At 64.1% G+C, this 14,323-nt stretch carries 18 protein-coding genes and 1 tRNA gene; 9 read left to right on the forward strand and 10 right to left on the reverse strand.

The window, feature by feature from the left end:
• The first annotated feature begins 11 nt into the window (after positions 1-11).
• From W823_RS48905 to W823_RS48930, 7 genes are all read left to right on the forward strand, one after another.
• Entirely contained in the window at positions 12-704 is a 693-nt protein-coding gene (locus W823_RS48905) for a hypothetical protein (protein WP_023960612.1), read from the forward strand.
• Positions 652-1,530, forward strand: a complete 879-nt coding sequence (locus W823_RS0130095) for a hypothetical protein (protein WP_023960613.1) — start codon at positions 652-654, stop codon at positions 1,528-1,530. The genes W823_RS48905 and W823_RS0130095 overlap by 53 nt, the downstream gene beginning before the upstream one ends.
• Entirely contained in the window at positions 1,530-1,796 is a 267-nt protein-coding gene (locus tag W823_RS48910) for a hypothetical protein (RefSeq protein WP_023960614.1), read from the forward strand. Before W823_RS0130095 ends, W823_RS48910 begins: the two co-directional genes overlap by 1 nt.
• Complete coding sequence (locus W823_RS48915; RefSeq protein WP_023960615.1) at positions 1,796-2,443, forward strand: hypothetical protein; 648 nt, start codon at positions 1,796-1,798, stop codon at positions 2,441-2,443. Before W823_RS48910 ends, W823_RS48915 begins: the two co-directional genes overlap by 1 nt.
• 12 nt (positions 2,444-2,455) lie before the next feature.
• On the forward strand, positions 2,456-4,099 hold the full coding sequence (locus W823_RS48920) for a polysaccharide deacetylase family protein (RefSeq protein WP_023960616.1): 1,644 nt from the start codon (positions 2,456-2,458) through the stop codon (positions 4,097-4,099).
• Between the two features lie 257 nt (positions 4,100-4,356).
• Positions 4,357-5,664, forward strand: a complete 1,308-nt coding sequence (locus tag W823_RS48925; RefSeq protein WP_152538123.1) for a hypothetical protein — start codon at positions 4,357-4,359, stop codon at positions 5,662-5,664.
• Between the two features lie 238 nt (positions 5,665-5,902).
• On the forward strand, positions 5,903-6,412 hold the full coding sequence (locus W823_RS48930) for a hypothetical protein (protein WP_152538124.1): 510 nt from the start codon (positions 5,903-5,905) through the stop codon (positions 6,410-6,412).
• Between the two features lie 271 nt (positions 6,413-6,683).
• On the opposite strand, the gene W823_RS48935 is transcribed toward W823_RS48930, so the two are convergent.
• Positions 6,684-6,768, reverse strand: a tRNA-Leu gene (locus W823_RS48935).
• Positions 6,769-6,827: 59 nt separating this feature from the next.
• On the opposite strand from W823_RS48935, the gene W823_RS48940 reads away from it, so the two are divergent.
• Complete coding sequence (locus tag W823_RS48940) at positions 6,828-7,280, forward strand: glucitol operon activator (RefSeq protein WP_023960619.1); 453 nt, start codon at positions 6,828-6,830, stop codon at positions 7,278-7,280.
• Positions 7,277-7,633: a DUF3817 domain-containing protein gene (locus W823_RS48945; protein WP_023960620.1), complete on the forward strand. Its 357-nt coding sequence runs from the start codon at positions 7,277-7,279 to the stop codon at positions 7,631-7,633. Before W823_RS48940 ends, W823_RS48945 begins: the two co-directional genes overlap by 4 nt.
• A 17-nt stretch (positions 7,634-7,650) precedes the next feature.
• Here the strand turns inward: W823_RS48945 and W823_RS48950 are convergent, their stop codons facing one another.
• The 9 genes from W823_RS48950 to W823_RS48990 form a co-directional block, all read right to left on the reverse strand.
• The gene (locus W823_RS48950) at positions 7,651-8,268 is read right to left on the reverse strand and encodes a non-canonical purine NTP pyrophosphatase (RefSeq protein ID WP_023960621.1); all 618 of its coding nucleotides are present in this window, start codon (positions 8,266-8,268) and stop codon (positions 7,651-7,653) included.
• Entirely contained in the window at positions 8,268-9,053 is a 786-nt protein-coding gene (rph, locus tag W823_RS48955; protein ID WP_023960622.1) for a ribonuclease PH, read from the reverse strand. Before rph ends, W823_RS48950 begins: the two co-directional genes overlap by 1 nt.
• 73 nt (positions 9,054-9,126) lie before the next feature.
• Positions 9,127-9,891, reverse strand: a complete 765-nt coding sequence (locus tag W823_RS48960) for a cyclic nucleotide-degrading phosphodiesterase (RefSeq protein ID WP_023960623.1) — start codon at positions 9,889-9,891, stop codon at positions 9,127-9,129.
• Between the two features lie 48 nt (positions 9,892-9,939).
• A complete protein-coding gene (gene murI / locus W823_RS48965) occupies positions 9,940-10,740 on the reverse strand; it encodes a glutamate racemase (RefSeq protein ID WP_023960624.1) in 801 nt (266 codons plus the stop codon).
• The gene (locus W823_RS48970) at positions 10,737-11,435 is read right to left on the reverse strand and encodes a rhomboid family intramembrane serine protease (RefSeq protein WP_023960625.1); all 699 of its coding nucleotides are present in this window, start codon (positions 11,433-11,435) and stop codon (positions 10,737-10,739) included. The genes murI and W823_RS48970 overlap by 4 nt, the downstream gene beginning before the upstream one ends.
• Positions 11,436-11,459: 24 nt before the next feature.
• Complete coding sequence (locus tag W823_RS48975) at positions 11,460-12,431, reverse strand: PLP-dependent cysteine synthase family protein (protein WP_023960626.1); 972 nt, start codon at positions 12,429-12,431, stop codon at positions 11,460-11,462.
• A gap of 10 nt (positions 12,432-12,441) precedes the next feature.
• Complete coding sequence (locus W823_RS48980) at positions 12,442-12,714, reverse strand: MoaD/ThiS family protein (RefSeq protein ID WP_023960627.1); 273 nt, start codon at positions 12,712-12,714, stop codon at positions 12,442-12,444.
• Positions 12,715-12,765: 51 nt separating this feature from the next.
• The gene (locus tag W823_RS48985; RefSeq protein WP_031332855.1) at positions 12,766-13,176 is read right to left on the reverse strand and encodes a Mov34/MPN/PAD-1 family protein; all 411 of its coding nucleotides are present in this window, start codon (positions 13,174-13,176) and stop codon (positions 12,766-12,768) included.
• A 25-nt stretch (positions 13,177-13,201) separates the two neighbouring features.
• A complete protein-coding gene (locus tag W823_RS48990) occupies positions 13,202-14,296 on the reverse strand; it encodes a P1 family peptidase (protein ID WP_023960629.1) in 1,095 nt (364 codons plus the stop codon).
• Between the last annotated feature and the right edge of the window lie 27 nt (positions 14,297-14,323).

The following is a 14,323-nucleotide window of genomic DNA, read 5'->3' on the forward strand; positions in this document are numbered from 1 at the left end:
ATGAACGACTGATGCTGACGGTGCGAGTTCGTGGGGCTGGTGAGCCGGTCGGCCCAAACCAGATGCTGGCCGGCGTCACCCAAGGCATGTCGGATGTCATCGACTTGGACTTCCGACCCGAGATCCGGCCCATCGGCACACTCAGGCTGCCCGAGTCGGTGGTGATTGGGCGTGCAGCTCTGCGGTCGATTGATGCGCTCGGGCGCCCATGGAAGGCCAGTGGGTTCTCACTGGGCGCCTACATCCTGGGCGAGTACGTCATGCTGGACCGTCCGAAGAACCTGAAGGGCATTGTCCTGTTGGCTGATCCGCTCCGGGCCCGCAATCAGATCGCGCACGGTGGCGTGCCGACGAACCGCTTCGGCCTGGCCGGTGAGCGCTTCATCTCTGGTGTACCGGTGCATTCGTTCGCAATACCTGACGATCCGATCAGCTCATGCCCAGCCGACAATGGGCTGCGACTGATCGCGAACGGCGTGACTGGTCGGCGACAGCCCGACCCGGCGCGGTGGTGGGATGCGTTCGGAACAATCGAGTGGGCCAAGAAGTACCTCATTGGCGGGCGCCATAACGCCTATGGTTCCGAGCGCATGCCTGGCGACAGCCGCACCTATGTGCAGGCGGCTCGGGACGCCTGGCAGGAATGCCGTAATGCCGGTCGAGATTCCGAGCAGGCCTGGCAAGGGTCGTCGGCCGCGAGGTGACGAGACTCTGCTCGAGCAGCTCTTGAACTACTGGTTCGGCAACCTCTTCGCCGCACTGCGCGGCGACGGTGGCGGCATTCTGGCGGGCGCCATCGACGGCATCCAGGATTTGTTCGAGTTCTTCAACACCAAATGGGAGACCGTTGAGGCGCACACCGAGGCGATCACCAAACTCGAAGATGTGGCAGCCACTTTTGCGGTCACCCCTGCCTATATCGCCGACATCCAGGACATGGCGTCGTGTCCGCGGGGAAGCCTGGTGAAGTACAACAGCGACGGTGACGTGGTGTTTCCTACGTTCCTGCCGCAGACATATGCGTTCTCGTCAACGGGCCGTGTCTATTTCACCCCGATCATCGTTGACCGGGCTGGCACGGTGGAGAAGATCCGGTGGGTGGTCGGCTCCCAAAGCTCCATCCTGTCCATCGACGACTATCGCCTGGGCCTGATGGTTTACAACCCGGCCAACGGGAACCTCGAAAAGGTTTGGGACTCAGGGAATCTCAAGGACGCGCAGCCAGCCGCGACGGATCTCAAAGAGGTATGGATCGACATGGGAATCGACCAACAGTGCACGCCCGGTCAGTTGCTGTTTGTGGCGCACATGCAGGTGGCGCCCGGCCTGGCGCAGGGGCCGCGTGCCTTCGCGATGATGCCCCAGGCTGGCGTCGGTCGACCCCCGGACCTTCTGCTGGATGCGTCGAGTTACCGCACCAACAACGGCCGTTCGGGCATCGCGAGTTCGATCTCGCTTGCCTCTTTGGAGCGGGTCAACGACATGGTCCCGTGGGCAGCGGTGTCCGTCGCGCCTCTGGTGGGACCGTGATGCGCGGCGAAGACGGAACGTACTCGATCAACGGCGACGAGTTGGCAACCCTGATCACGGGGGGCGAAGTGTGGTGGCTGCTGCCAGACGGTTCGACCATAACCACCGTCGAACGCACACCACCCGAACCGAATGCGCTGTACCTGATGTCCCGCTCGCAGCCCTGGATCGACCAATGGGGTGGCGACTGGCAACGCGCCTGCGATGAACAGCTCAACCCGGCCCTGCGCGCAAACGCGCACGTCCTACCTTCCGAGGAGTCCTGATGCCCACCCTGAACTACGGCTGGCGCGACGGCGACGGCGGCGACCCGCCCCGTGTCCGCGTGCGCCTCACTCCCCCGGCCGTGCGTCCGTCAGTCCTGGTGCCGGGCAAGACGGTGTCGACCAACACCGTCACACAGGAATCGGCGACCGGGGCGGGCTCATTCGCCGACTTCGAGCCCGGGCCGTACGACGTCCTCGTCACGTTCGGTCGGCCTGGCACGAAGTACTTCAGCGGTGTCGGCATGATCCAGGCGACGATCGAGATGCCCAACGCAGACGCCGACCTCGGTCCGCTGATCGAGGCCGCCACCGTGACGCCGCCGGTGGGGTCCACTTGGGTCTCGGTGGTGTCCGGGATGATTGCGGGACTTGCGAACACTTATGCCCCGCTCTGGCAGGCGAATACGACCTACTCTGCGGGCGCTCCTGTTGTCCTCCCGAACGGCACGATCGGCAAGCGCACCACCTCCGGCACGTCACGTCCATCGTTCGATGCGACAGAGATCGCCGCGTGGACAGTCACATCGGGCGGCGGCGGTAGTGGCGGCTTGACGGTCACCGACAACGGCGACGGCACTCTCACCCTGACCTCCGGTGGCTCGTCCACCGTCACCGATGCCGGCGACGGCACCCTCGTCTTCAGTTAAGGAATCCCGATCATGGCCAAAGCCCTCGCTCCGCTCACTTCGACCGCCGCTCTCACCACCACCACTCCTCCGGTGGTCGGCAAGATCAACCGTTACAACGCCACCGCCGGTAACCTCGCGGTCACCCTTCCCGCACTGTCGGGCCTGGCGGACGGCGCGGTCGTCGCTATCCAAAAGGATGATGCTGATGTCACCGCGAACACGGTGACCGTCAGCCGTGCTGGGTCCGACATCATCGACGCCGCAGCAACCTCGGTGGTCCTGCGGATGTCGGGGTCGCTGCGGACGCTCCAGGTAGTGACCGTCGGCGGCACCAAGACGTGGCGCACCATCAGTAGCCACGATCCGCTGACCGCCCTGGACAGCCGGTATGACGGCAAATATCCGTTGAAGTCTCAAGTGGTCACTCCCACCGAGTTCAAGAAACGCCGGCTGTCGACTACCAAGACGATCATGGGCTGGTACTTCTACACCGCCGGCCACGGGTTCGGCCTCGAAGGCGCCGGCCTCGACGCCGCGAACAGCAACCTCAACGACACCGCCGACGTCATCCGTGGCAGCCAGTCGGCGAAAGTGGTCACCCTGTCGTCGGGCGGTTCTGCCAGCCTGTTCAAGAACATCACAGCTGTCGACCTGTCCGCGGCAACCGCGATCCGCCTATACCTCAAGTACGACCAGTACGGAGCGGGCCAGAGCCTTGATCTATACATGGGCAAGTCGAACTTCTCGGCCTACTTCAACAAGAACACCATCCTCGCGGGCGGCGGCAACGCGGAAGGGTCGAACTTCCCGTGGCAGGCCGGACGCTGGGAGATCGTAGACATCCCGCTCTCGGACTTCGGTGCGAATGGAACAGCACCGACCTGGACAGACATCTCCCGCATCCAAGTGGGCTTCACCGGGCCAAGTGGTGTAGCAGGCACCCTCCACATCGCGAGCATCGAAGCGATCGCACCACCGCAAACCGTCAGCCCCACGATCATCTTCACCATGGATGACACGTCTCTCACACAGAAAACGATCTGTGCGCCAGACCTGAACTCACGCGGATGGCCAGCGACCTTGTACCCGATCCTCGACCAGATCCAACCGGTCACACAGAGTTCGACGAACTGGGATCTCCCGTGGGCCAAGAGCATGCACGACAACTACGGCTGGGAGATAGGGGCTCACGCCTGGTCTGCCGCCGCCCACGGTGTGGGTATGCCTGCGATGAGTGCGGAACGCCGGATCGTGGAGATCGAGAGCATGGCCTCTTGGCTCGACGCGAACGGGTTCTCGGCGAAGACATTTGCATGGCCGATTGGCAACCATTCGAAGGCATCCGAGGACACGGTCCGCGAGTACTTCACTGCCGCATTCACTGCGACTCGGGTGCTCAACGAATCGGCGTGCCCCCCTCGTCGGTATGCGATCCAGCGATGCAACGCTGGATTCGAGCCTCTCGCTGACATCCAAGCGGCGATCAACAAGGTCGTCGCGGATAAGAGTGTATTGATTCTGTGCATCCACGACATCGTGTCCGGTGCGGCTGCATCGGGTGGCAACGTCATGCCGCCCGCGAAGTGGACCAGCATCGTCACCGCCGTCGAAGGCGCAGTTGCGGTCGGCGCTCAGGTAAAGACGGGCGACAACTGGGTCAGCAACATCCGGTAACCTCCCCGATTGCGGGCCGCCACGGGGTAGTGGATCATCACGCCTATGGATAACGGGGGTGCTGACCCAATCGCTACGACGATTGTGAAAGTCGGCCAGTTTGCGCGGCGAATCCACGACCGAATGGGCCGGGCAAACTTCTGCCAGCAATGCGGAGCGGAAAAGGAGTACGACAAAGCGCGATTCTGTTCAGACCATTGCGCAGAAACGTACATCAACGCAAAGGACCGCTGGTGATACCTTCGGAATCTCTGTGGGTGACCGCGATGCTTATCGGCATCGGAGCCGTCGTGGCGGCTGGCCTAGCGGCCTCGATGATCAACCGGCCAAAGGTCGCGTTCGCGTTCGTCGTCGCAGGTATCGCGCTCGTACCGTTCTGGGTCCAGCTACCTTCGATCCCGATACCGCCTGCCACCTGGGCAATCCTTATCGCGCTACCCGCAGCACTCAAATGCCGACCCCGCGACACCTTGGTCGGTGCGGACTACCTCTTTGCGGCGGTGCTGGTCATCGGTGCACTCGCGGTCGCCATGCAGTTCAGCCCGTCGTACGCATTTACAGCAATGGCCGTTCAGTGGGCGACGGCGTACGTTGCTGCTCGCACGCTGGGGTACCACGTCGGACGTCAATTCGTCGCCGACGTTCTCGCATTCGCCGGAACCGCTCTCGCTGTGTGGGCAATTCTCGAATACCTATTCCACTGGCACGTCTTTGTCGACGTAACCGGTCTCGAAAATCTGTCGTTCTGGGCAGACATTCAACAGCGAGGCGGCGTCGACCGCAGCGAGGCGTCATTCGGTCACGCGATCGCCCTCGGGGGGTTCCTCTCGATGATGATTCCGTTCGTGATGACCAGTTCCTTCCGGTGGAGACTGCCAATGGTCGCCGCCGTAGGCGCGGGCACGCTGGCCACTCTCAGCCGCGGGCCGATTCTGTCGGCGCTTCTCACGGTTATTCTGGTCATCGTCTTCATGCCTCGGCTGTCGTCGACCACCCGGATCGTGACGCTCTTCGGCGGGCTGCTGGCACTGCTGTTCGTCGCACCACCACTGCTCAATCGCTTCTCCCAGTTGAGCGAGGAGCTCGACCCGTCGTCTCAGTACCGGGTGAATCTGTGGGAACAGGTCCCGGCCGACATGAACCTCATCGGAAACGCTCAGGGTGTCGGCATCGACGCAGTCGGCCGATCGCTCTACAAGGGATATGGGTCCATTGACTCGACACCCCTGCTGATTGGTATCGACTTCGGGTGGATCGTCGTCCTACTGCTTGCATCCGGTCTCGCCGTGATGGGCTGGCGTGTGATGATCGCGAAGGGGTCCGCAGCCGAGATCGCTCTCATCGGCCAGATCCCCACCCTTCTGACGGTCGCGCTGATCACCCAATATCAGTCGTCGGTCTGGCTGATCGTCGGCCTGGCGGTCGCGTTCCGCAACTTGCCACATGTCACCACGCGGCCTTCAATCGCCAGTCGTCGGCGCACTCATCCGAACAGAACTCCTGACGCGCCGGCACCGGGTAGGGCGCATGACAGTTTCCGCATTCCGTCCGCATCGGGGTGGTGAAAACTTTCTCCCGTACCCACAGGATCGCCCGTGCTATCGGGTCGGGATTACGTTCGCTCATCGGATCATCGTAAAGCGGGAACCGAGTTCACTGCGCCCGCCCATAACGCTGAAGATGCCCCGTAGTTCGAACGGATGATTCGCAGCGTGCCATCTCGATCGAATCTGCGAACCGTGATCTGCTCTCCCAATGACCGAAATGGAACAGCCAGTCCGCGTTCCGGTGCTCAGCGTTCGGGTGGGCGACAGGATCTACAAGTCGGGCGAAGTGCTCACCGTCCACGAAATTGACTGGTCCTACGACAGTGACGGGCAACCGACTGCGAGATTTCTTGCCGAGCCTTCCGGCGGCAAACAGCTCGGTTGGCGATACAGACTGCGAGGGCACGTTGGCAGCCTCGACCCACATGTCGACGAGGTGGCGGAGAACTACGAGTCAGTGGAGGTCTACGCCGTTGACGCGATCGATCTCGACGATCCGAACGTAACGTCGGGCGTGGTAGCGAATACAAACATTCGGGCTGGTGACCTCACCGGGCACCACCTCGGTCGACTCGTTGGAACGCACACTGACGCGCACAATGTCTTGGCCAAAATCTTGCAGATTCACACCAAACCTAAGCATCCGACGCACCCGGGAACCGTCGTCAGAATGCGCATTGGGGACGCCCCGGGGCAACCTGGTCGCGAGGACGGCGGACTACTTCATCCTGACATGATCCTCGAACTCATCGAGCTCGAAACCTAATCCCCTCGGCAAAAACTGGTGATTCACAGACAAACACCCCCCGGCCTGAATCGACAGCCGGGGGGCGTTTTTGTCGTTGGGGTCCAGCCTTCCCTGCCTTACCCAACGCGACGACTGTAGGTCAGGGGTCTGACAAGACCTCGCGACCGTGCCCACAAATTGCCCACATCCGCGACGGAAAGCGGCTCGAACACACTCACAGCGACTCGCGCATCACGGACGTTCGACTGCAGGTGAGGCACCAGAAACGGCCCCAATCTCGATGTTCGAATGGTGCGCGAGGGGGGACTTGAACCCCCACGTCCGTAGACACTGGAACCTAAATCCAGCGCGTCTGCCAATTCCGCCACTCGCGCGTGCAGAGCACAGCGTACCGGCTGACCAGCGCGTTGCAGTACTTAGGTACCGTCAAGATATGGCTCCCATCAAGCACCGGCATCGACCAGCACTCATCGTGCTGGTGATCGTCGCCGCGCTGGCATGTCTCGCGCTGGCGTGGTGGCAGTGGGATCGCTTCGAATCGAGCTCGGGTACTGGCCAGAACCTGGGGTACGCACTCCAGTGGCCGGCCTTCGCCGTATTCGTGGTCTACGCATACCGCCGATTTGTGGTGCTCGAGTCGGACCCCGTCGAAGTCTTGAAGCTGCAATCGAACAAGGGCATGACGGAGATTCCAGACGGAGTCCTGCCGCCTCGGCCCGCACCGGCCAGTCCCCCAGCGGACGACAGCCCTGAGAGCGGCCAGCTGGCCGAGTACAACCAGATACTCGCTGAACTCGCGGGCAACAACCCGCGCCAGACCAATCCCGACCCCGAGATGGTCGACACCGACCCGCACACGAACAACACGCAACGGAGCAATCAGTGACCGAGACCCCGGCCGAACAGACCGCGCCTGCAACCACGGCGACGCCGAGCAAGATCAAAGGCGCGTTGCTTCGGTACCGGGTGATGGCGTGGGTCACCGGCCTCTGGTTGCTGCTCCTCGTGGCCGAACTGGTCCTCAAATACGGCTTCGACGTAGACGCGCTCGACTTCGTGCCGATCGTTCACGGTTGGGTGTACTTCGTGTACCTCATCATGGCCATCGACCTCGGCATCAAGGTCCGTTGGCCCCTGGGCAAGGCCGTCTACACCCTGATCGCCGGCACCATCCCGTTCCTGTCGTTCTGGGTGGAACACAAGCGCACCCAAGAGATCAAGGCACAGTTCGGGGTCTGAGGCCCGGCCAGGAGCGGCTAGCTCCGTGCCAGTTCCTGCAGAGCGGGCACGAGTTGTGTCAGTGCACGACCGCGGTGGCTGAGCGCGTCTTTCTCGGATGCAGACAGCTCGGCCGCTGTCCGTCCGCCCGCCGCCTCGTCATCGGGTACAAAAACGGGGTCGTAGCCGAAACCGTTGTCGCCCAGGGGCGCATCGATGATGCGGCCACGCCATTCGCCGCGGACCACCACCTCCCCGGTAGCCGTCACCAGTGCGCACGCGGAGACAAAAGCCCCGCCTCGGCGCTCGGCGGGTACGTCGCGCATCTGGCCGAGCAGCAGCGAGGTGTTCGCCTCGTCGTCGCCGTGGCGCCCCGACCACCGGGCGGACAACACGCCGGGCATACCGCGCAGGGCATCCACCTCGATGCCCGAATCGTCTGCGATGCAGGCCAATCCGGTGGCGGCAAACCCGTCCCGAGCCTTGGCGAGGGCATTCTCTTCGAACGTGGCGCCGGTCTCGGGTGCCTCGTCGTACGCAGGCACCTCGTCGAGACCGACGACCTCCAGACCGCTGATGCCCGCACGCTCGAGGACTCGTCTGAGTTCGGCGAGCTTCTTGCTGTTACGGCTGGCGACCAGCGGGCGCTGAGCCATCAGCTACCGAAAGCCTTGCGCTTGCCGGACACCTCGGGTTCGGGCAACGTGCCGGGGTACGGCAGGGCCAGAGCCTCGCGCTGGACCTGGAAGATCTTCTCGGTACCGAGCATCGCCATGTCGAGAAGGCGGTCGAGGGTCGATCGCGGGAAGGTCGCACCTTCGCCCGTGCCCTGGATCTCGACGAGGGTGCCGGTGTCGGTGGCGACCACGTTCATGTCCACCTCGGCGCGCGAATCCTCCTCGTACGGAAGGTCGATCCGCACCCGGCCATCCACCACGCCGACACTCACCGCGGCGATCGCGCACGAGATCGGTTGGGGGTCGGCCAGCTTGCCCGCGGCGTTGAGATAGGTGACCGCGTCGCAGAGCGCGACGTATGCGCCTGTGATCGCTGCGGTGCGGGTGCCGCCGTCAGCCTGGAGCACATCACAGTCGAGGGCAATGGTGTTCTCCCCCAACGCCGCCAGGTCGATACATGCACGCAGCGACCGGCCGATCAAGCGACTGATCTCCTGGGTGCGTCCGCCGACCTTGCCCTTCACCGACTCGCGGTCGGACCGATCGTGGGTGGCGGCGGGCAACATCGCGTACTCCGCGGTCAGCCAGCCCAGTCCCGAGCCGCGCCGCCACCGCGGAACGCCCTCGGTGACGCTGGCCGTACACATCACCCGGGTCTGTCCGAATTCCACCAACACAGATCCGGCGGGGTGGTTGGTGAATCCGCGGGTGATGGTGACCTTCCGCAGTTCGTCGTCTACTCGGCCATCAGCGCGTCTACTCACACCGACACCCTATCGACACCACCTGGCACCGTGGGCGGGTGCCCGATATCTCGTCCGAGCATCCGGAAGTTCGTCAGCCGATATCGATCTGCTCGTCGCGACGCACAACGCGGATCGGGCCGTCGTACACCTCGCGGGCCTCGGCAAGCATGTCGTCGGGCCACGTCCACGGTGGAAGATGGGTCAGGGCAAGGCTCTTGACGCCGGCCTTGGCCGCGGCCTCGCCTGCCTCCCTGCCGGACAAATGCAGGTTCGGCGGCCTGTTCTCCGGATCGTGGGTCCACGACGCCTCACAGAGGAACACATCTGCGCCCTGGGCGAGTTCGATGAGCTCATCGCACACGCCGGTGTCGCCGCTGTAGGCCAGTACCTCGCCACCTGGGCCGGTGATCCGAAGTCCGAACGTCGAAGGTGGATGGTTCACCTTCCGGGCCAGGATCCTCATCCCGCCCAGTTCGATCTCCTCCTGGTCGGTCCATGTGGACACTTCGAAGGTGTCGCTGATGTCGTCGATCTTCCCCGGGTACTCCGATGATGCAGCGCCGATCCGGGCCGCTGTTCCGGGAGGTCCGATGAGTGTTCCCCTGCCGATGGCGGGAATCGGGTTGTAGCGGCGCCACACCAGCAGACCGGGCAGATCAAGGCAATGGTCGGCGTGCAGATGGCTCAGCATCACCGCGACCTCGTTGGGGTCGGCATGCTGCTGCAACGAACCCAGGACACCGGGGCCGAAGTCCATCACCACCGGCTGGCCGCCAGGAACCGTCAGCAGATATCCGGACGCCGGCGAATCCGGGCCCGCCAAACTGCCCGAACAACCCAGCACGGTCAAACGCATGCAGCCATGCTGCCACGCCGGCTCACCTTGCCGTCGGCGGACGGCCGATCAGGCGTGTTGAACTGCGCCGATGGCCGGGCCGAGAAAACGTGTGGCCAGCCGGGCGAACATCTCTGGATCACCGGTGGCCTGAAAAACGCGGTCGGCGGGCACGTCGGACGGTGGCCGCAAGAGGTCGGTGGATGTCAGCACCCGCAACACATCTTTGGCGGTTTCTTCCGCGCTCGAGACAAGGGTGACCTCGTCACCCACGGCCAGCTGAATGACACCCGACAGCATCGGATAGTGCGTGCAGCCGAGCACCACCGTGTCGACGCCCGCCTGGGCCAGCGGCTCGAGGTATCCCTGGGCGAGGCCGAGAACCTGCCGACCGCTGGTGATCCCCCGTTCGACGAAGTCGACGAAGCGTGGGCAGGGCACCGAGGTGATCACCGCGTTCTGGGCAGCGGCGAAAGAGTCCTCATAGGCACGAGACGCGATGGTGGCCTCGGTGCCGATGACACCGATGCGGCCCGATCGCGTTGCCGCCACCGCACGGCGAACGGCGGGCAGCACGACCTCGATGACGGGCACACGGTAGCGCTCGCGCGCATCACGCAGGCAGGCGGCCGATGCGGTGTTGCAGGCGATGACAAGAGCCTTGACACCGCGATCGACCAACTCGTCACCGATGGCGAGTGCATGAGCGCGGATCTGGGGAATGGTCAACGGCCCGTAGGGCCCGTTGGCGGTGTCGCCGATGTAGATGATGTTCTCGGACGGCAGCTGGTCGATCACCGCACGCGCCACTGTGAGACCGCCCACCCCCGAATCGAAGATACCGATCGGCGCGTCCACATCCGCGCTCACAGGGCTGTGCCCCGATTGTTCCCGAAGCCGTTGGCGCCGTAAGGAGTCGGAGCGGTGGCGTGATCGCGTTTACGGTCCTTGCCGGAGAGATACCACGCGGCCAGCACTCCGCCGATCGCCCCGAAGAGGTGGCCCTGCCAGGAGACGCGGCCGTCGGTGGGGACCACACCCCACAGCACACCGCCGTATACGAAGAACACCACCACGCCCAGCAAGATCTGCCAGATGTCGCGGTTGAACAACCCGCGAACCAGGATGTAGGTGAGCCAGCCGAAGATGATGCCCGAAGCACCGACCGTGACGACATCCGTCGGCGAGAAGAGCCAGACGCCCAGACCGGACACAACCCACACGATGAGTGTGGTGACGATGAACCGCTTGGCCATCAGAACCAGGAAGCCGAGCACCATCCCGGGAATCGTGTTGGCCAGCAGGTGTTCCCACCCATCGTGCAGGAACGGCGAGAACACGATGCCGGAGAGACCGTCCGTCTCACGCGACTCGATACCCGCGCTGTCCAGGTCATGATCGCTCACCGCGTCGATCGCCTCGACGACGTACAGCAGGGCGGTCAACGCGACGATGACAACCGCGGACCGCAGCCACAACGGCCAGGAAGTTCGCTTGGCCTCGGCGGACCCCGATGGCGTGAGTCCGCCACCGGCACCGCCGTACGGGCCGAGTGATCCGGTCATGTGTCTCCGATCGATGTCCGATGATCAGGCCCAGAGATGGCCTTCGAGCCCTTCACCTGCTTCGTCGAGGCTACCTTCGTAGACCCCCGTCGACAGATACTTCCATCCGGCATCACACACGACAAAGGCGATGTCTGCGCGTTCACCGGCCTTGTCGGCCTTGCGCGCAACGCCGAGGGCAGCGTGCAGAATAGCTCCGGTCGAGATACCGGCGAAGATCCCTTCGCTCTCGATAAGCTCCCGGACGCGGCGAACGGCGTTGTGGCTGTCGACCGAATACCGCATCGACAGGATCGTCTCGTCGTACAACTCGGGCACAAAACCCTCATCGATGTTGCGAAGTCCGTAGACCTCGTCGCCGTAACGCGGTTCGGCGGCCACGATCTGGACTTCGGGCTGGGCCTCGCGCAGGTACCGTCCGACACCCATCAGAGTGCCGGTGGTGCCGAGTCCGGCAACAAAATGGGTGATTTCCGGCAGGTCGGCGACGATCTCGGGACCGGTGCCCTCGTAATGCGCGAGCGCATTCGCAGGATTGCCGTATTGGTAGAGCATCACCCAATCGGGGTTGTCCACCGCGAGTTCCTTCGCCATCGCCACGGCCTTGTTCGACCCGCCGGCCGCGGGTGAGGAGATGATCTCCGCCCCGAACATGGTCAGCAGCTGACGTCGTTCGATCGACGTGTTCTCGGGCATCACGCAGATGAGCTTGTAGCCCTTGAGTTTTGCGGCCATCGCGAGCGAGATGCCGGTGTTGCCGCTGGTCGGTTCCAGGATGGTGTCCCCCGGCTTGAGGGCGCCGTCGGTCTCGGCCTGCTCGATCATGCGCAACGCCGGTCGATCCTTGATCGACCCGGTCGGGTTGCGGTCCTCCAGCTTGGCCCACAGCCGGATCGCCGGCCCGCTGTCATCGGCGTGCCAGCGCGGCGACAGCCGTTGCAACCCGATGAGCGGGGTGCCACCGACAGAGTCGATCAGCGATTCGTAACGGGTCATCGAGTTACGGTCAGCCGCCGGCGACCGCGGGCAGGATGGTGACCTCATCGCCGTCCGCCACGGAGGTGTCCAGGCCGCCGGAGAAACGAACGTCCTCGTCGTTGACGTAGACGTTGACGAAGCGGTGGAGTTTGCCGGACGCGATCAGCCGGTCCTTGAGCCCCTCGTGGCTGGCATCGAGGTTGTCGATCAACTCACCGAGCGTCGCCCCGCTGGACTCGACCCGCTTGTTGCCGTCGGTGTACGTACGCAGGATTGTCGGGATGGAAACGGTTACTGCCATGGCGAACTCCTTTTTGTGTGGCCGAGCTGTGGTGTGCGTCGTGGCACACGGCTAGCGGTCGTCGATCGTGATCTGTTCTTCGGCGACCGAGCCGTCAACGATCCGGTAACTGCGGATCTCCTCGCTGTCGGCGTCGCGGGTGGAGATCAGCACGTAGTGGGCGTTCGGTTCGGATGCGAACGAGATGTCGGTTCGGCTCGGGTAGGCCTCGGTCGCGGTGTGCGAGTGGTAGATCACCACGGGCTCCTCGTCGGCCCGATCCATCTCGCGCCACACCTTGAGCTGCTCGCCGGAGTCGAAGCGGTAGAACGTGGGGCTGCGCTCTGCGTTTGTCATCGTGATGAACCGCTCGGGCCGGTCCGAACCCTCCGGTCCAGCGATCACCCCGCATGCCTCGTCGGGATGGTCGGCGCGGGCGTGCGCCACCATCTGGTCCACCAGCGATCGACTGATGTTGAGCACTCCCACCTCCGTTGTCACGCACCCGTCACCGAAGTGCAAATGCTGAAGGCAACGTCTGCCGGTAGGACGGTATTCCGGCAACCGGATCAGCCGACAGGACAGCCTTGACGATGGCCCGCTGAACGGCAGTGGCCGCCGCTTCCCCGATCACCGCTACAAGGGCAGCTTGCTGGTTCATCCCCATCGGGATCGCCGGCGCCTCGCCCTCCCCCGGGGTCGGTGTCACCGCGCCGGTGGCCACAGCGAACAATGTGTCCCCGTCAAGCGGCGAGTGCGCCGGCCGAATGGCTCGTGCCAGACCGTCGTGCGCTGTCATCGCAACCCTTGTGGCCGATGCTGGGTCCAGAGCGGCATCGGTGGCGATCACCCCGATCGTGGTGTTCAGTGCCGTCGATTTGGTTGTGAGCGAACGTAGTTGAGCAATCTCCTCGAGTGCGGGAGGACGCAGCCCGTAGTAGTCGAGTTCTGAGGGACCCGCACCCCAGGGCACACCGGTGGACGGATCGATCACTGCACCGACCGGATTCGCAACCACGAGCGCCGCCACTGTGATGCCTGTGGCCGGCCCGTTGGTGATGCTGACGCTCGCCGATCCGACGCCACCTTTCAGTTCGCCGGCCCGCGCCCCGGCTCCTGCGCCCACCGAACCGGATGTCACATCGGTGCTCGCCGCTGCGGCCGCCCGCTCCCCGAACTCGCGATCCGGCCGCGCCGACCAGTCACCCACCGCGAGGTCGAAGATCACCGCGGCGGGAACGATCGGGACCACCGAACCGCGGGTGTCCATGACCAGACCCGTGCCCCGCTCCTCCAGGAAGGTCATCACCCCGTCGGCAGCGGCGAGACCGTAGGCGCTCCCACCCGTGAGGACCACGGCATGGGCTTGCTGCACAGTGTTGGTGGGATCGAGGAGGTCGGTTTCGCGAGTGCCGGGACCCCCGCCGCGTACGTCGACGGCCGCGACTGCACCGTCAGGCAGCAGCACGACGGTGGTGCCCGTGGCCCAGCCCGCGCCGGCCTGATCCTCGGTGGCGACGCTGACCTTGTCGTCGACCCGATGGTGATGTCCGACTCGTACGCCGCGCACGTCGGCGATCGAGTCGGTCGGCCCCGGAATCATGGCTTGTTCCTCACGTTCGGGCCGACA

This window comes from Williamsia sp. D3, assembly GCF_000506245.1.
Classification (GTDB): Bacteria; Actinomycetota; Actinomycetes; order Mycobacteriales; family Mycobacteriaceae; genus Williamsia; species Williamsia muralis.